The organism is Bradyrhizobium sp. 25ACV, assembly GCF_054863005.1.
Genome location: NZ_JAVAYO010000028.1, coordinates 20,117 through 37,379, shown reverse-complemented (window position 1 = coordinate 37,379; position 17,263 = coordinate 20,117). Strand labels below are relative to the sequence as shown.

Annotated in this window: 18 protein-coding genes; 4 read left to right on the top strand and 14 right to left on the bottom strand. The window is 65.3% G+C overall.

Translation table 11 applies throughout. From position 1 onward, the window contains the following. Nucleotides 1-114: 114 nt before the first annotated feature. The 12 genes from RAD04_RS37705 to RAD04_RS37650 form a co-directional block, all read right to left on the bottom strand. Nucleotides 115-1,089 carry a tripartite tricarboxylate transporter substrate-binding protein gene (locus RAD04_RS37705; RefSeq protein ID WP_461627829.1) on the bottom strand — a complete coding sequence of 325 codons (975 nt, stop codon included), beginning with the start codon at nt 1,087-1,089 and terminating at the stop codon, nt 115-117. Nucleotides 1,090-1,114: 25 nt separating this feature from the next. Continuing rightward, complete coding sequence (locus tag RAD04_RS37700; RefSeq protein ID WP_038949975.1) at nt 1,115-1,831, bottom strand: GntR family transcriptional regulator; 717 nt, start codon at nt 1,829-1,831, stop codon at nt 1,115-1,117. Nucleotides 1,832-1,854: 23 nt separating this feature from the next. Beyond that, on the bottom strand, nt 1,855-2,595 hold the full coding sequence (locus tag RAD04_RS37695; RefSeq protein WP_461627828.1) for an SDR family oxidoreductase: 741 nt from the start codon (nt 2,593-2,595) through the stop codon (nt 1,855-1,857). 22 nt (nt 2,596-2,617) lie between these two features. Continuing rightward, nucleotides 2,618-3,388, bottom strand: coding sequence for an SDR family oxidoreductase (locus tag RAD04_RS37690; protein WP_461627850.1), 771 nt, complete (start codon nt 3,386-3,388; stop codon nt 2,618-2,620). 15 nt (nt 3,389-3,403) lie between these two features. Next, a complete protein-coding gene (locus RAD04_RS37685; protein WP_028137140.1) occupies nt 3,404-3,784 on the bottom strand; it encodes a carboxymuconolactone decarboxylase family protein in 381 nt (126 codons plus the stop codon). A gap of 41 nt (nt 3,785-3,825) precedes the next feature. Next, on the bottom strand, nt 3,826-5,064 hold the full coding sequence (locus RAD04_RS37680; RefSeq protein ID WP_461627827.1) for an ABC transporter substrate-binding protein: 1,239 nt from the start codon (nt 5,062-5,064) through the stop codon (nt 3,826-3,828). A 34-nt stretch (nt 5,065-5,098) separates the two neighbouring features. After that, nucleotides 5,099-6,334, bottom strand: coding sequence for an ABC transporter substrate-binding protein (locus tag RAD04_RS37675; RefSeq protein WP_461627826.1), 1,236 nt, complete (start codon nt 6,332-6,334; stop codon nt 5,099-5,101). 35 nt (nt 6,335-6,369) lie between these two features. Further along, on the bottom strand, nt 6,370-7,077 hold the full coding sequence (locus tag RAD04_RS37670; protein WP_028140567.1) for an ABC transporter ATP-binding protein: 708 nt from the start codon (nt 7,075-7,077) through the stop codon (nt 6,370-6,372). Then, nucleotides 7,064-8,836, bottom strand: coding sequence for a branched-chain amino acid ABC transporter ATP-binding protein/permease (locus RAD04_RS37665; RefSeq protein ID WP_461627825.1), 1,773 nt, complete (start codon nt 8,834-8,836; stop codon nt 7,064-7,066). Before RAD04_RS37665 ends, RAD04_RS37670 begins: the two co-directional genes overlap by 14 nt. A 2-nt stretch (nt 8,837-8,838) precedes the next feature. Next, a complete protein-coding gene (locus RAD04_RS37660; RefSeq protein ID WP_461627824.1) occupies nt 8,839-9,774 on the bottom strand; it encodes a branched-chain amino acid ABC transporter permease in 936 nt (311 codons plus the stop codon). A gap of 79 nt (nt 9,775-9,853) precedes the next feature. Further along, on the bottom strand, nt 9,854-11,248 hold the full coding sequence (locus RAD04_RS37655) for an MmgE/PrpD family protein (RefSeq protein ID WP_461627823.1): 1,395 nt from the start codon (nt 11,246-11,248) through the stop codon (nt 9,854-9,856). Nucleotides 11,249-11,280: 32 nt separating this feature from the next. After that, nucleotides 11,281-12,174, bottom strand: a complete 894-nt coding sequence (locus tag RAD04_RS37650) for an NAD(P)-dependent oxidoreductase (RefSeq protein WP_461627822.1) — start codon at nt 12,172-12,174, stop codon at nt 11,281-11,283. Between the two features lie 252 nt (nt 12,175-12,426). Between RAD04_RS37650 and RAD04_RS37645 the strand changes: the two genes are divergently transcribed. The 4 genes from RAD04_RS37645 to RAD04_RS37630 all read left to right on the top strand — a co-directional run bounded on the left by RAD04_RS37645 (nt 12,427) and on the right by RAD04_RS37630 (nt 15,724). Further along, a complete protein-coding gene (locus RAD04_RS37645) occupies nt 12,427-13,758 on the top strand; it encodes an MmgE/PrpD family protein (RefSeq protein ID WP_461627821.1) in 1,332 nt (443 codons plus the stop codon). A 43-nt stretch (nt 13,759-13,801) separates the two neighbouring features. Continuing rightward, complete coding sequence (locus RAD04_RS37640) at nt 13,802-14,191, top strand: carboxymuconolactone decarboxylase family protein (RefSeq protein WP_091957089.1); 390 nt, start codon at nt 13,802-13,804, stop codon at nt 14,189-14,191. 9 nt (nt 14,192-14,200) lie between these two features. Next, nucleotides 14,201-15,007, top strand: coding sequence for an N-acyl homoserine lactonase family protein (locus tag RAD04_RS37635; protein ID WP_461627820.1), 807 nt, complete (start codon nt 14,201-14,203; stop codon nt 15,005-15,007). A 108-nt stretch (nt 15,008-15,115) separates the two neighbouring features. After that, nucleotides 15,116-15,724 carry a cysteine hydrolase family protein gene (locus tag RAD04_RS37630; RefSeq protein ID WP_461627819.1) on the top strand — a complete coding sequence of 203 codons (609 nt, stop codon included), beginning with the start codon at nt 15,116-15,118 and terminating at the stop codon, nt 15,722-15,724. Between the two features lie 11 nt (nt 15,725-15,735). Here RAD04_RS37630 and RAD04_RS37625 read toward each other — a convergent pair whose 3' ends face one another. Beyond that, nucleotides 15,736-16,911 (bottom strand): DUF305 domain-containing protein, encoded by a 1,176-nt coding sequence (locus RAD04_RS37625; RefSeq protein WP_461627818.1) that lies wholly within the window; start codon nt 16,909-16,911, stop codon nt 15,736-15,738. After that, nucleotides 16,908-17,087 (bottom strand): CsbD family protein, encoded by a 180-nt coding sequence (locus RAD04_RS37620; RefSeq protein ID WP_461627817.1) that lies wholly within the window; start codon nt 17,085-17,087, stop codon nt 16,908-16,910. Before RAD04_RS37620 ends, RAD04_RS37625 begins: the two co-directional genes overlap by 4 nt. Between the last annotated feature and the right edge of the window lie 176 nt (nt 17,088-17,263).

Genomic DNA, 17,263 nt, shown 5'->3' with positions numbered 1-17,263 from the left:
CCGAATTTCAAGGCGCGTGCTGAAGTCGAAAAGGCTCTACCCAGCAGCGCCCTGCTCGACGAACAGCGTTCGCACCTTCGGATCGCTTTCAGCTCTATGAGTTGATGCCGGCGTCTACTGCGGCTCGATTCCGGCCGCTTTGATGATCCGTCCCCATTTGCCGATCTCGGCTTTCAGGAAAGCTTCGAGGGCTTCCGGCGTCGCGCGCTCGGGCTCGACCGGCGCCATGCTGAGCTCGGCAAAGCGGCTGATCAGCGCCGGATCCTTCAGCGCCGTCTGCAGCGCGCCGACGAGATGGTCGACGACGGGCTTGGGCGTGCCACGCGGTGCGTAGAGGCCGTACCAGGTCGTGACATTGAACTCGGGAACGCCGGCTTCAGTCGAGGTCGGCACATCAGGCAGCGTCGCGACACGCGTCTTGCTGGTGATGGCATAGCCCTTGATTGTCTTCGACTGGATGTACGGCGTCGGCCCTGTCGCGGGATCGCAATAGACGTCGATATGGCCGGCGATGACGTCGTTCAGCGCCGGCCCGCCGCCCTTGTAGTAGATCGGGGTGAGCTTGGTATCCGTGGCGCTCATGAACATCAGGCCGCAGAGTTGCGAGGCCGAGCCGAGACCGACATTGCCGAAAGTGACCTTGTCGCCGGCGTTGCGGATATGCGCGATCAGCTCGCCGAGGTCCCTGGCGGGATAGTTCGGCCGCGCCACCAGGATCATCGGGACGTCGGTGACCAGCCCGATCGGAGCGAAATCGCCGACTGGATCGAACGGCAGCTTGGCGTAGAGGGCAGGGGCAGTCGCCTGGCCGACATGCATCAGCAGCAGCGTGTAGCCATCCGCGGCCGCCTTGGCGACGCGGTTGGTGCCCAGCGTGCCGCCGGCACCGACGACATTCTCGATGACGATGGACTGTTTCAGCGTTGCGCTCATGGCGCTGCCGAGGATACGTGCGATGACGTCGCCGGGACCGCCGGCGGAGAACGGCACGATGACCGTGACCGGGCGGGAGGGGTACTCGTCCGCGATCGCCGCGTCCCGAGGGCAGAGCAGCAGGAACAGGATCAGCGATCGTACGAGAAACTTCATCGAACACTCCCTGGCGGTATTTATTCTAGTCGTCGGAAGGCGCCGCCTCCTTGGCCGCCGACGATTTTTCGATCATGTCGAGCGCGGCCACCGCGGCCGCGTTGATGTGGTCGACGCAGCAACGTTCGGCGAGATCCGGATCGCCGTTCTGGATCGCACGCCAGATCGCGGTGACCTCGCGAAGACTCTTGTTGATCCGCTTCGGCTGCGACATCGAGGTGATCCGCAGCAGCTGGATGCGATCGTGCAGCGGCTTGAGCATGCGCTGGATAAACGCATTGCGGCAGCCGCCGATCAGCGCCGCGTAGAAATCGGTCTTGGCTTCGAGGCATCCGACGAGATCCTGCTTGGCCGCGGCCGCCTTGAGCCGTGTCAGGGCGTCGCCGATCCGGCGTGCCACCTCGGGGTCGTGAAGCCTGGCGCATTCGCGGCCGGCGAAGCCTTCGAGCACCGCGCGGGCCGCGTAGAGCTGCCGGGCCTCTTCGAGGCTGATCGTGGACACCACGGGGCCGCGGTGCGGAACCGTATTGACCAGCCCGTCGGCCTCGAGCGCACGCAGCGCTTCGCGGATCGAGGGGCGGCTGACGCCCATCATCTCGCAGAGCTCGCGCTCGACCAGGCGCTGGCCCGGCTTCAGCGTCCCGGACATGATCGCCTCACGCAGCTTCTGCGCCACCATCGCCCGGACGGTCGGGACGTCCTCGATGCGGAGTGTCGACTGCAATTCGTTGCGTCTTTCCATGTCCGGGTCCTGTTCGGGAAAACTCAGTACCGGTTTACAGGCAGAATCATCATTTCGGCAATTTGAACGTGGGCGGGCTGGTCGAGGGCGAAGACGATCGAGCGGGCGATATCGGCCGGATCGAGCGCCATCCTGAACTGGTCGAAATAGTCCTTTTCCTTCTGCTGATCGCCGCGGTAGCGGGTCAGGATGATGTTGGTCCGGGTCAGGCCGGGCTGCAGCTCGGTGACCCGGATCGCGGTTTCCGCCAGCTCGCCCCGAAGGGTCTCGGTGAACATGTGCACGCCCGCCTTGCTGGTGCTGTACGCCGCCATGTCAGGCACGATCCGCACCGCGTTGATGGAGCTGATGTTGACGACATGGCCGGCGTTGCGCTGGACCATGCCTGGCAGGATCGCGCGCGTGACGCGCATCAGGCCGATCAGGTTGGTCTGGATGATGTTGGACCAGTCGTCCGCAGAACCGATGTCGAAGCGCGTCCGGCCGCCGATGTCGTGGCCGGCATTGTTGATGAGAACGTCGACCGGCCTGAAATGACCGGGAATGGCTTCCGGCAGGCCATCGACGGCCTTGGCGTCGCTGATGTCGAGCTGGATCGGAAACACGGCATCGCCGGCCGTCGTCGCGAGCTCTTGAAGCGCCTTGGCGTCGCGATCGACCAGCACGACGCGGCGGCCGCTGTCCAGCAGCGCCTTGGTGATGGCCCGTCCCATGCCGCCGGCGGCACCCGTCAGCACGACGGTCTGGCCTGACTGTTCAGTCATCGCAGCACTCCCATTCCAGTTCTCATGCCACCGACCAGCCGCCGTCGATCGGCAGGCTGGCGCCGGTGATGTCGTTTGCGGCCGGACCGCAGAGGAAGACGACCATGGCGGCGACCGCATCCATTTCGATGAAGCGCTGCGTCGGCTGGCGCTCGCCGAGATAGTCGCGCGTCACGTCCTCGACCGGACGATTGCTGCTCGAAGCCATCGTCGCGATCTTGTTCAGGATGGCCGGCGTCGGCAGCGTGCCTGGGCAGAGCGTGTTGCAGGTGATGCCGCTGCGCGCCGTCTCGATGGCCACCGCGCGGGTCATGCCTGCAATCGCCGTCTTGGTGGTGACGTAGTCGATGCGGTCCTCGACCGCGCGGCCCGAATAGATCGAGCCCATGTTGATGATCCGGCCCCAGCCGCGCTGCTTCATCGCCGGCAGCGCCATGCGGATGAGGTGGAACGGCGCCGAAAGGTTGACGGCGAGCGCCTGGTCCCAGCGCTCGGGCGGAAACTGTTCGATGGCAGAGAAATGCCTGACAACGGCGTTGTTGACGAGGATATCGATGGCGCCGCAGCGGTCGAGCAGGTCCGCCATCATGGCCTCGATCGCCTCGCACCGGGACAGATCGGCGCCGGCCGCGACGACCTCCACGCCGAAGCGGGCGCGGAGATCATCCGCGGCCTGCTTCGGCGTGAGGAGATCGTGCAGGACAATATTGGCGCCCGCGCCGGCAAGGCCTTCCGCGATGGCGAGGCCGAGGCCCGCGGTCGCGCCGGTCACGAGTGCCCATTTGCCCTTCATCGCAGCCACGCTCCGCTACTTCTTGTCGAGCTCGGCGAAGACTTCCTTCGCATTCCGGAAGGCATCGACGCCCGCCGGCACGCCGCAATAGATCGCGACCTGCATGAAGACCTCGCGGATTTCCTCCTTGGTCGCGCCATTGGCGAGCGCGCCGCGGACATGGGTCTTCAGCTCGTGCGGGCGATTGAGCGCGCAGAGCATTGCGAGGTTGAGGAAGCTGCGCGTCTTGCGGGTGAGGCCCTCGCGGCCCCAGACGTAACCCCAGCAATATTCCGTGGTGAGGTCCTGCATCGGCCGGTTGAACTCGTCGGCGGAGGCGATCGCCTTGTCGACGAATTCGTTGCCGAGCACGCTCTTGCGGATTTCGAGGCCGCGGTCGTAGGTCGCCTTGTCCATTATGGTCTCCGTTTCTTGTTCGCCCGTTATCAGCTCTTAGGTCAGTTCTTGGGCCAGAACGGTTTTGCCAGCGCGAGTTCGGGCGGGAACACCGTTACCGGAATGCCGGCTTGCCACTGCACGATGGTCATGCCGGCGCCGACGCGGCGGCCCTTCTCGTCGAACTTGATCTCGCCCAGCGGGTAATATTTGGAGGGACCGCCATCCATGGTGCGCAGCGCTTCGCCGACGGCGACGCGATCGGCCTTGCCGGCCTTCTCCAGCGCGTCCTTGATCACCCACATGTCGCCATAGGTGGAGATCGCGTTCTGCGTCATCCACGGCTCCTTGTAGCGGGTCTTCAACTCGGCGATCAGCGCCTCGTGGCCCTTGGCGCCCCAGCTGGCAACGCAGGTCAACACGCCCTGGAGCAGTTCGGGGCTGACGGTCTGCAGCATGTCGGGCTCGGCGATGGCGATGCCGAACGAGATCGTCGGAATCTTGCCCTGGCCGAGGCCGAACTCGTTCATCTTCTCCAGCAGCAGTTTTGCATCCGAGATCACGGTCGGCAGGAAGAACAGCAGATCGGGCTTGGCCGAACGGATCTTCTGCACCAGCGACGTCGCATCCGCCAGCGGCGGGGTGAACGTCTCGTCGACGATCAGCTGCAACTGGTTCTCCGCCAGCAGGCCCTCGCGCATCGCCTTGGCGGAGGCGATCGAGGCGCCCGTGTTGTCGGTGAGGATCGCGACCGTCTTCGGCCGCTTGCCGGAGGCCGTCTCCGCCAGCTTGATGAGCTGGGGCAACGCTTGCCGCGCCTGCGACCCCGCGGTGGCCGCGGTCTGGAACACGTATTTGAACCCGCGCTCGGTGATCAGGTCCGAGTAGGAGAGGGTAAGCATGGGCAGGTTGGCGCGCTCGGTCACCTCGGTCACCGCGAGCGTGAACGAGGACAGATAGGCGCCGCTGGCCGCGACCAGATCGGTCTCCTGCGCGACCATGCGCTGTGCCGCGTTCTTGGCCTTCTCCGTGGTATCGCCGGAATCGAGCACGACGAGCTTCAGCTTGGCGCCGCCGAGCGCCTTGACGCCGCCTTGCGCGTTGATGTGGTCGATCGCCATCTCGGCGCCTTCGCGCATCACCGTTCCCGGGCGGGCATAGAGCCCCGAGATCGGCACAAGCAGGCCGACCTTCACTTCAGAAGGCTGCTGCGCCCAGCCGGCCCGGGACGCGATCAGCGTGCCGGAGGCGCCGGCCAGCAGCGTTCGCCGCGATATCGTGATCTTGCTCTTGGCAGTCATGACAATCTCCTCCCTGAAAAATTGCGCGACGTTGTCAGGATTTCTTCGGCCAGAACGGCTGCGCCTGCGCGAGCTCGGGCGGATAAACGGTGACAGGCACGCCCGATTGCCATTGCACGATGACGACGCCGGCGCCGACCCGGCGGCCCTTCTCGTCGAATTTGAGCTGACCGCCCGGATAATATTTGGAGGGGCCGGCATCCATGGTGCGGAAGGCCTGCGCGACCGCATTGCGGTCGGCCTTGCCGGCCTTCTCCAGCGCTTCCTTCATCAGCCACATGTCGCCATAGGTCGAGATGACGTTCTGCGTCATCCAGGGCTCCTTGTATTTGGCCTTGAGCTCGGCGATCAGCGCCTCGTGGCCCTTCGAGCCCCAATTGGCGACGATGGTCATGATGCCTTGCACCGTCTCCGGGCTCACGCTCTGCAGCATGTCGGGCTCGGCGATGGTGATGCTGAAGGAGACGGTCGGGATCTTGCCTTGGCCGAGGCCGAACTCGCTGATTTTCTCCAGGCCGAGCTTGGCGTCCGACACCGCGTTCGGCATGAACAGCAGCAAATCGGGCTTGGCCGAACGAACCTTCTGGATCAGCGGCGTCGCATCCGACAGCGGCGGGGTCCAGACTTCCTCGACCACGAGCTGCAGGCCTTCCTGCGCGAACAGTCTTTCCTTGAGCGCCTTGGCCGTGGCCACCGACGTCGCGGTGTTGTCCATCAGCATCGCCACGGTCTTCGGCTTTTTGCCCGAGGCATTCTCGGCGAGCTTCATCAGCGTCGGCAGGCCGAGCTCTGACTGGCGGCTCGCGGTCGCGGCGGTCTGGAAGATGTATTTGAAGCCGCGGTCGGTCAGCAGGTCCGAATAGGACAGCGTCAGCACCGGCAGTTCGGCGCGCTCGGTCACCTCGGTGACTGCCAACGTGAAGGAGGAGAGATAGGAGCCGGTGGCGGCGACCAGATCAGGCTCCTGTGCCACCATGCGCTGCGCCGCGTTCTTGGCCTTCTCGGTGGTATCGCCGCAGTCGATCACGACCAGCTTCAGCTTGGCGCCGCCGAGCGCCTTGATGCCGCCCTGCGCGTTGATGTGCTCGATGCCCATCTCGGCGCCCATCTTCATCACCTGGCCGGGGCGGGTGTAGATGCCCGACAGCGGCACGATCAATCCGACCTTGATCTCGCCAGGTGCCTGCGCGCGCGCAACGCCCGCGAGGCCGACGGCGGCGGCGCCGGAGAGCACGGTGCGGCGACTCAGTCCTTTTGAAGTCTTGTTCATTTTGTTTTCTCCCTGATCTCTGTTTTTTGTGTTGGTCACATGCCGAGATAGGCCTTCCGCACGCGGTCGTCGGCGCGCAGCGTGGCGTTGTTGCCTTCGAGCACGACGTGTCCGGCTTCGAGGACATAGCCGTGGTCGGCGGATTCCAGCGCTTCCGCGACGCGCTGCTCGACCAGCAGCATGGTCAGCCCGGACTGGCGGCGGATCTCGATCAGCCGCTCGAAGATGAAGTCCGCGGTCGAAGGCGCGAGCCCCATCGAGGGCTCGTCCAGCATCAGAAGCTTCGGCGAGGAGGCGAGGCCGCGGCCGATCGCGAGCATCTGCTGCTGGCCGCCGGACATCGTGCCCGCGAATTGATCGCGCCGCTCCTTCAGCACCGGCAGCCATTCGAAGATGCGCTCGATGTTGGCCTGCCAGTCCCGCCGGCCGCTTTCGGTCATCGCGCCCATTTCCAGATTCTCCATCACGGTCAGCGACGGGAAGACCTGGCGTCCCTCCGGGACGTGGGCGATGCCGAGATGGGCGCGCTGCGGCGGCGGCACTGCGAGCAGATCGACGCCGTCGAACGTGATCGCGCCGCCACTCGGCTTGACGATGCCGGAGATCGTCTTGAACAACGTGGTCTTGCCGGCGCCGTTGGGGCCGACGATTGCGACGAACTGGCCTGCGCCGACATTGATCGAGACGTCGTTCAGGACGGGCTTGGCCGAATAGCCCGCGCTCAATCCCTCAATTCGCAGCATGGCCCACCCACTTTTTGCCGAGATAGGCCTCGATCACGCGGTTGTCGCGCGTCACCACTTCCGGCAGGCCTTCGGTGATGACGGCGCCGTGGTCGAGCACGAGAAAGCGATCGACGAGGCGTACCATCGCCTGCATGGTGTGCTCGATGATCGCGATGGTCATGCCGTCGCGCGCGAGCTGCTGGATCACCGCAACGACCTCGTCGGCCTCGCCATGGCCGAGACCGGCGAGCGTCTCGTCCAGCAACAGGATGCGCGGCTGGCCCGCGATTGCGCGAGCAAGCTCCATCAGCCGCAGTTCCTTGGTCGAGAGCTCGCCGGCGACACGGTCTGCCACCGCAGACAGCCCGACGCGGGCGACCGCGTCGGCGGCAAGCTTGCGGGCCTCGTCATCGGAGCGCGCGCGCACATAGGCGCCCACGACGACGTTGTCGAGGATCGACATGCGCAGGAACGGCCGCATCACCTGGAAGGTGCGGCCGATGCCGACCTCGCAGATCACGTGCGGCCGCTGGCCCGACATGTTGCGGCCGTCGATCAGCACCTCGCCCTGGCTCGGCTTGAGGAAGCCGTTGAGGAGATTGAACAGCGTGGTCTTGCCGGCGCCGTTGGGGCCGATGATGCCGAGAATCTCGTTCTTGTGCAGCTTGAAGCTGACATCTTGCACCGCCTTCAGGCCGCCGAAGGATCGCGAGAGGTTTTTCACTTCGAGGACGACCTCGCCGGTGGCGGCGCGCTGCCGCGCAGCCGGCTTCAGGGCCGTCACGTTGGCAGCTGCCGCTTCCGCGTTATCACTGACCGCCGCCTTGGATGCGGTGCGCTTGCGCAGGAGATCGCGTAGCTTCCAGAACAGGCCTTCCGGCGCCAGCAGGATGACGCAGACGATGGCAATGCCGAAGATGACGCCCTGAATGCCGGGGATGCGCGCGCCGGCTTCGGCGTGCAGGATCTCGGCGAGCGGGATCAGGATCACCGAACCGATCACCGGGCCCCAGACCGTGCCGACGCCGCCGAACATCGCGACCGTCAGCGCCTGCGCGGACACCAGCATGCCGAACACCGATGCCGGGGTCACGACCAGCAGCACCTGCGCGTAGAACCCGCCGATGGCGGCGGCAATCGCGCCGCTGAGCGTGATCGCGCGCAGCTTCCAGGCCAGCGTATTGATACCGGCGGCTTCGGCCGCAGCCTCGTTCTGCTTGATCGCGAGCAGCGCCATGCCGAAGCGCGATCGCTCGATCATTTGCGTCAGAACGATGGTGGCGAGCATGAGCGCCAGCCCGAGGAGCGTGTAGAGGTGCGGATCGGCGAACTGCATGTAGGCGATCGGCGCCTCGCGCTTGATCGGAAGCGTCACCTCCTGGAAGCCGAGCCATTCGAACACGTAGAGAATGGCGAGCGGGTAGGCGAGCATCGCCAGCGCGAAGTAGTGGCCCTGCAGGCGGAAGGTCGGGAAGCCGATCAGGAGCCCGGCGATGCCGCCGAGCATGGCGGCGATCGGGATCAGCAGCCACGGCGAGATGTCGAAATAGATCTGGCCGAGCGCGGTCGCGTAGGCGCCGATCCCGAAGAAGGCGGCGTGGCCGAACGAGATCAGGCCGGTGTAGCCGCTGAGCAGGTTCCACGACAGCCCGAACACCGCCCACACCGGCACCAGCGTCAGGATGAGCTGGTAGTAGGAGTTGGTGACGCCGAGCGACACGACCGCATAGGCGAGCGTGAAGAGCAGGGGAGGCAGAAAGGAGCGCATCCGGAGCATGGTCACGTCCTCTCGACCATGCGCCCGAAGAAGCCCTGCGGACGGAAGAAGATGATGAGGAGGAAGACGGCGAAGATCGCGGCGTTCTGCAATTGCGTCGGCAGGATCAGCGTCGACATCTGCTGCACGAGGCCGATCGTCATGCCGCCCCAGAACGCACCGATGATGCTGCCCATGCCGCCGAGCACGACGCCGGCATACATGACGATGACGTATTCGAGGCCGACGAAGGGGTGGAAGGGGTAGTTGGTGGCGAGCAGGCCGCCGGCAATCGCGGTGATGCCGCAGCCGAGTGCGAAGGCGGTGCGATGCGCGCGGTCGACGTCGATGCCCATATAGGTCGCAGCCGTCGGATTGTCAGCGGCGGCGCGGAGCGACTTGCCGATCCGGGTCCGCGTGATCAGCAGCGACAGCAGGATCATGATCGCCAGCGAGACGATCATATCGATGCTGCGGGCCTTGTTGAGGAAGATGCTCATGTCGAAGAAGGGCCCGAGCTCCCAGGCCGAGCTCGACAGTGGCGTGCGGATCGAGGCGAGCACCGAGCCGAACACGATGAGGCCGCCGTTCTGCAGGATCAGCGCGATGCCGAGCGTGAGGATGAGCTGGGCGTAATGGCCTTCGCCTTCGAGCGAGGCGGTGCGCGTGCCTGACACGTGCGAGATCAGCGTCCGATGAACGAAATAGCCGAACACGGCGAGCACGGGCCCGGCCAGCAGGATGGCGACGAACGGCCCCACGGCGTTGCCGAACAGCGTCTGCACGCCGGCGGCGGTGAAGAGATAGAAGGCGGTGTACATGCCGAGCATCATGAAATCGCCGTGGGCGAAGTTGATGACGCGCATGACGCCGAAGATCAGGCCGAGCCCGACGCACATCAGGCCGTAGACGGCGCCGATCAGAAGCCCCGCGGCGAGCGCTTGCAGAAAACCTTCCATCAGCCCCGCCTCCGCGCCGCTGACAATTCTAAGCTGGTCTCGAAATCGACCATGTTTCCCCCGTACTCTCCGGCACTTCTCATGATGCCGATCGTAAAGCCCGTTCTGTTGCGTCCAGGCGGCACTGCGCGGCGATGTCGCCGGCATTGCCGAGCTGCTCGCAGTCGTCGATGAGTTGCTCGAGCCGATGCGCGCGGTCCTCACCGAGGACTCCGGCTGCCGAGCTGCGAAAGCGTGCTCGAATATCTGCAGGTGTTGCGGCAATGACGTCGGGCAGGGCATGCCGGACGGTTCGGCCGTCGCGCAGCTGCACGGACACCTCCGCGCCCTGCTTGCCGGGGAAGGCGGCGGTGAAGCCGGCGTCTGCCTTGAGATCGGTGAGCGCGACCAGGCGGATGATGTCGGCATCGTCGAGCTCGGCGTAGTTCTCTTCCTCGATCTCGCCCCGCGCCAGCGTCGCCGCGACGCTGAAGGGAATGCTCATCTTGGCCTGAAGCGCATTGCGGTAGGGACCCATGGAGTCGCAGCCGGGATAACGAACGGCGGCATCCGGCGCACGGATGACGACGCGGTCGATCTCCTCCGTGCTGGCGAGTTCGTGCGAAACGCGCAGCGCCGCTTGAACGGCGGTCTGCGCGAAATTGCAGGCGGGCACCGGCTTGTTGTAGACGGCCATGATCTCGCACTCGCCGTTGGGGAAGAGCGCGATGCCGTCGGGCGCGGCTTGGCGGCGATACGCGGCGAACAGGCCGGCTTCACCCTCCAGTATGGTTTCCGAGCCGAAGGCGCCGGCTGCGGCAAGGCCAATTGCCTTGATCGCATTGCTGGCCGCAAAGCCGGGATGAAAATACATGTCGGAGCCGCCGGCATGCGGCCACTCGTTGAGTCCGCTGGAGGTATTGGCCGCGATCGCGATGGCGCTGGTCGCCTGGTCCTCGGAGAGGCCATGCGCAAAACTTCCCGCGAGCGCAGCGCCCAGGGGTGCCACGAGGCCTGTCGGGCGATAGAGGCGTGCGAGGTCCGAGGTCAGCAGCGCGCGGCCGATCCGCGCGCCGGTCTCGTAGCCGATGATGGCAGCCGTAAGCAGCTTCGCGCCGTGCAGCGGTGTTTGTTCGGACAGCGCGAGCAGCGCCGGCCAGATCACGACGCCGTGGTGCGCGATGCTGGCCGCATGCATGTCTTCGCGCACCAGACCGTGCCCCATCACCGCATTGGCGAAAGCTGCGTCGGCTGGCGAGGAGAGCTGCGACGTCCCGATGATCGTCGCGCTGCCGCCGTCATGTGCGATCGCAACCGCCTGACGGCTCCAGGGATGATGGCCGGCCTCGAAGGCGCAGGACAGGAAATCGAGCAGGCAGAGCTTTGCCTTGGCGACGATTTCCGGCCCGAAATCTCCGAGATCACACGCAAGCACGCTCCGCGCCATCTGGCGCGCGAGCGGGACCTTGCCTGATACGGTCGGGCCGATCGTCATCGCGGGTCGCTCTCCCTGAAAAGCGTGCGCGATCAGCCGCGCATCTCGACCCCGGCCCACTCCTCGAGCACCTTGGCGATCGAGGTGAAGTCGGATGAGGCGCCGTACTTGGCGTTGGTGATCGCCAGCATCTGCCGCACCACCGCGCCGCAGACCATCGGCACGCCCATGGCCTCGGCCTCGTCCACGCAAAGACGAACGTCCTTGTAGGAGAGGCCGGTGGCGAAGCCGAAATCGAAGGTGCCGGGTAGCACCGCGCGGGGGAATTTGTCTTCGGAGGCGCTGTTGCGGCCGCTGCTGGCGTTGATGATGTCGATCAGCACCTTGGCGTTGACGCCGCCCTTGACGCCCATCGCGACGGCTTCCGAGGTGATCACGAGCGCGGCGGCCGCCATCAGATTGTTGGCGAGCTTGGCCGTCTGCGCCACGCCGGGCTTGTCGCCGGTGTAGAACAGCTTGCCAAAGTTCTTCAGGATCGGCTGCACGGTCTCGTAAGTCGCCTGCGGGCACGAGACCATCACCGCCAGCGTGCCGTTGACCGCGCCCTTGATGCCGCCGCTCACGGGCGCATCGACCAGTGTCATACCTTTCGCTTTGAGGCCTTCCGCGACGAACTTCGCAGCGCCTGGACCCGAGGTCGAGAGATCGATGACGATCTTCGCACGGTTGCCGCTGCTGATGCCGTCCTGGCCGAGCGCAACGGCCTTGACGATGTCGGGCGTCGGCAGGCTGGCGAGCACGATGTCGGAGCGTGAAGCGACGTCGGCCGGTGAACTGGCGAGGAGCGCGCCGCGCTTGACCAGCGGCTGAGTCGCCTCGGCCTGCGTGTCATAGACGACGAGCGAATAGCCCGCGTCCATCAATCGTCCCGCCATCGGACCGCCCATGCGGCCCGTGCCGATTACGCCGAGAATCTCTCCCGCCATCGTCTACTCCCTGTCGCGCGATCCCGTGACGGGCGCGCCTTCTTGATCTCGTTGGTCGAACGCGTTCGCCGGCCAGCCGTCGCGGCCGCCGTCGTCGTGGCAGCGGGGATCCCGCGCCAACGGGCCGGATTGTTATGATTGTCAGACAAGCTGTCAAGCATAACATTTAGGGTCGACATTTTGCCGCGGATCGGCATAAGGTTCGGGAAAACGAGGAAGACGCTCCGCGTGCCGCAAGTTCCAATTCCGAGTGTGAGCAAGACGCTCGCTGATTTCGTCGCTGCTTCGTCCTGGGCGGAGGTGGAGGCGCAGAGCCTTGAGGCGCGACGATCGATCCTCAATTTCTTCGCGACGGCGCTCGGCTCCGCGCGCGATCCCGTCGTCATCGCAGCGATGCGCACGCTGGCGCCGTTCAGCGGGGCCGCGACATCGACGGTCATCGGTCACTCGCAGCCGATGGATGCGTTGTGTGCCTCATTTCTCAATGCGATCTCGGCCAATCTGCTCGACTTCGACGACACCCATCCCGAGACGATCATTCATCCTGCCGCGCCGGTTGCCGCGCCCATATTGGCGCTTTCGGAGATGCGCAAACTGTCGGGGCGGGAGGTATTGACCGCGTTCATTCTCGGCGTGGACGTGGAGTGCCGCATCGGCAATTCAGTCTCGCCGCGCCACTACGCGCGCGGCTGGCACATCACCTCGACCTGCGGGATTTTTGGTGCTGCGGCGGCGTGTGCGAAACTACTGGGCCTGCCCGCGGAGGGGATCGCAAACGCGATCGGGCTTGCGGCCAGCCAGTCGTCGGGCAATGTCGAGAACCTGCCCAGTGCCGCCAAGAATGTCAGCGTCGGCAACGCGGCTCGGAACGGATTGTTCGCCGCGCTGCTGGCGCAGCAGGGCTTTGAGGCGGCGCACCGCGCCATCGAAGGCCCGCTCGGCTGGGCGCGCACCATGGGAGACGAGCCCGACATTGCACGCCTGCTCGACGGTCTCGGCAAGACGTTTGAGGTCGCGAAGAACACCTACAAGCCGTATCCCGCCGGCATCGTCTTTCACGCGGTGATCGACGCCTGTCTCTCATTGCGCGAGCGCATCGCTGGACGCGTTGACCAGATCGAGTTGGTGATAGTGCAGGGCTCGGCGCTGCTGCTCGCCCGCGGCGATCGCCCGGTCAACAACGAGCGCGATGCGCGCGTCAGCATCCATCATTGCGTGGCGTGCGGATTATTGCTCGGCACGGCCGGGGTGGCCGAATTCGCGCGTGAGACGGTGGTCCGGCCCGATATCGCGCAGCTGCGGCAGAAGGTGAGGGCGGAGCTGGACAGCGAGATCCCCGATGGTGCCGCGCGCGTGACGTTGCGCTTTTCGTCCGGTGAGGTCCTCACCGAGACCGTCATTTCGCCGCGTGGCAGTCTTGCTGCGCCGCTCACAGATCGCGACCTCGAGGCCAAGCTGCGCGAGGCCGTGCGGACCGGCCGAAGCGACTGGGATGCGGACCGTGTCATCGACGCAGTCTGGCGGCTCGATTCGGTCGACGACGTCGGCAATCTCCTGCAATCGCTGCGACCGGCATCGCGCTAATCAACTTCCAACTCAACTCTCTCAAGACCTGAAAGGGACGATCATGAGCAAGACCGAACTGTTCGAAAAGGGCCTCAAAGTTCGTAAAGAGGTGCTCGGCGAGGACTACGTCAACAAGTCGATTGCCGGGGCCGACGAGTTCACGCGTACGATGGCGGAATGGTCGACCGAATTCTGCTGGGGTGCCTTGTGGACGCGGCCCGGCGTCGACCGGCGCACGCGCTCGATCGTCAATCTGGCGATGCTCGGCGCGCTGAACCGGCCGCATGAGCTGAAGCTGCACATCAAAGGCGCGTTGAAGAACGGGCTGACCAAGGAGGAGATCAAGGAGATCCTGCTCCAGGTCGCAGTCTATTGCGGCGTGCCTGCCGGCATCGACGCCTTCCGCAATGCGCGCGAGGCCTTCAACGAGGTCGACGCGGCGGGTTCCTGAGCAAATCCCATGGCTGACCCGGACTACGAGCTCTTTGCGATTCGCTACGCAACGCGGGAGGCGCAGCGGAGCGAGCACTTCATCGGCGGCGATCCGCATGACGGACCGATGCCGATGGACTATTTCGTGTGGCTGGCGCGGGGAGGCGGGCGCAGCGTCGTCATCGACACCGGGTTCAACGCGGAAGTGGCCAAGCAGCGCAGGCGGAATTTCCTGCGCTGCCCGGTGGAGACGCTTGCCGCGTTCGATATCGACCCCGCCGACGTCAAGGACGTGATCCTCACCCATCTGCACTACGACCATGTCGGTAATTTCGACCGATTTCCGAACGCGCGATTTCATCTGCAGGAACGCGAGCTCGCCTATGCCACCGGGCGCTATATGCAATATCCGAGATTGTCGCATTCGTTCGAGGTCGAGGACGTCTGCGGGATCGTGCGGCTGAATTACGCACGCCGGGTGCTGTTCTACGACGGCGATGCCGAGATTGCGCCCGGTCTGACGGTGCATGCGGCCGGCGGGCATTCCGCCGGTCTTCAATTCGTCCGCGTCAACACACGCCGCGGCCCTGTCGTGCTCGCCTCCGACGTCAGTCATTTCTATGAGAACATGACCAGCGAGCGTCCGTTCACGACGGCGTTTCATGTCGGCGATATGCTTGTGGGCTTCGACAAGCTGCGCGCCGCGGCACCTGATGCGGACCACATCGTTCCCGGTCATGATCCGCTCGTCATGAAGCTCTACCCGGCGCCAAGCCCGGAGCTGAATGGGATTGCGGTTCGCCTCGACGTGGCGCCGACCGCAACGCCGGCGTAACCGCGCGTAGCGGGTTCCAGGTCCGCCTCTGCACCGGGCGGTTCGGAACCAAAACCGTCGCCTTCGCATTCGCAATGGATCGCCGAATGCGCTTGATGGTGGAGGACGATGAGGGACAGCACGTCTGAAGTGGCCGAGGTCAGGGAGGCCGTTCACCTCTGCATCGATATGCAGAACATTTTCGCCCCCGGTGGTCTGTGGGCGACGCCGTGGATGGAGCGGGTCCTGCCGGCGATCGTCTCGATCGTTGCGCGCCACCAGGCCAGAACCATCTTCACGCGCTTCATCACGCCGCAGGATCCGGAAGACCGTCCCGGCCAGTGGCAGCGCTATTTTCATCGCTGGAGCCAGGCAACGCGCAAGCATCTGCCGCCATCCGCGCTCGAGCTCGTGCCCGCGCTGAGCAAGTTCGCTCCGCCGGCTGCAATGATCGACAAGCCGGCCTATTCCGCGTTCAGCAATCCCGCGCTCGCGGGCCGGCTGATCGACAAGAACGTCGGCACGGTCGTGATCTCGGGCGCCGAGACCGACGTCTGCGTGCTCTCGACGGTCCTGAGCGCGGTCGATCTCGGCTTCAGGGTCGTCATCGTCGAGGATGCCTTGTGCAGCTCGTCCGACGTCGGGCACGACGCGCTCATGACGATGTACCGCACCCGCTTTCACGGCCAGGTCGACCTGGTGACAACGGAAGAACTGGCCGAGTTCTGGCGGGAGTAGGGGCGATCAGCTCAATTGACGTTGTCGCCGAGCATGTTGCGGACGGCCGTGGCGACCGCCGAAACGCCGCTCGCATCGTGCATCAGTGCGATCTCGCCCTGCTGGGCGTGGCGAATGGCATGCGCCATGACGCGCAGCCGTGGGTCTCCGCCGCTGTGCCACATCCGGTCGGCCATCCTGACCGCGCCCATGTGATGCCTGCTCATGGTCTCGACGAACACCGCGTCGAACCGGTCCGCCGGCGCGGCCTTGACCTGTCGCATCTCGGCCTGAGTCAGGAAGCCCGGCATGGCGGCACGCTCTTCGGTGCTGCAGTCGGGCATCTCCGTGTCGAACCAGCTCAACCACCAGTTCTCGAAGATCCGGCTCTCGCCGGTCTGGCTCGCGACCAATAGCATTGCGAGCTTGCGCAGATGCGGGTCCTGGGCGCGCTCCACGGCGATCCGGGCCAGCTCGATGCCCTGGGCATGATGCGCCGTCATGTGACGGATATAGGTCTGGTCCGCATCCCTGTCGCGCCCCATCCACGGCGGCTCGTAGCCGTGGCTGCCGAACAACGCGATCGCGCCTAACAGCGCCACCACGACCAGCGCGCCGGTGATCCAGGCATTGGTGAAGCGAATGTCGCGCCCGGCTGCAGCGCCTTGCCTCCAGCGCAACCGGGCGAACAGAGGATACATCAGGGCCGAGGTGCCATGAACGAGCAGGCCGATCCAATAGGGCTGCTGCAGCGTGAACAGCGGCTGCCAGAACGGAAACAGCGGCACCAGCACGAACCATTCCGTGGCGGACGAGAGCGCGGCCCAGGGCAGCGCGAGCAGCAGGATGGTCGCCGGCCGCAAGTCGGCGGTCCAGCGTCCGAGCACACCGAAGAACACCAGCGCCCAGGAAAAATCCGCCCATTGATGGAAGGCGATTCCGGTCAGGACCGCGCTCCATGACGGCTCTGCGCTGATCGCCCAGTCGCGCGCGGGAATGGCGGCGACAGTCATCCAGTCGACCGCGGCATCGCGGCCGATCCGGGCGGCGAAGAGCTGGCTGACGATGGTCGAGAAGGTGCTGCTGATCAGGCCGAGCTCGGCGGCGGCAATCCAGCGCGAACGTCGTCGTCTCCCCGTGACCCGCGACAGGTCTTTGTCAGTGCGCCGCCCTGCATTGGCAAGTGCTGGTCGCGGCTCTGCGTTCACGTCAGCTGCTTGAGCTTCTTCAGCGGGTTGAGCTTGCTCGGCTTGTCCTGTTCGTCGCGGCCGCGCCGGGCCTCGGCCTTGCCGTCATCGTGCAGATCCTGGTCGCCGATGATCTCGCCGATGGCTTGTCTGGTCTTGCCGACGATGCGTTGCTGAAGTCCCTTTGTCTTGCCCATGGCTTGTCTCCAAATGGCTGTCTCCAAGGTGACCTGCCTCCCAGACCCACGCCGCTAACCCCGGCGCCTGAAGGGGCGGTGAGCGCCGGGGTTGCGGTTTCGTGCAGTCTGCCTCCGGCAGGGGGGACGTCGGAGGCGTTGATCAGACGCTCTGACGCGCGGATGGTTCCTCGGGG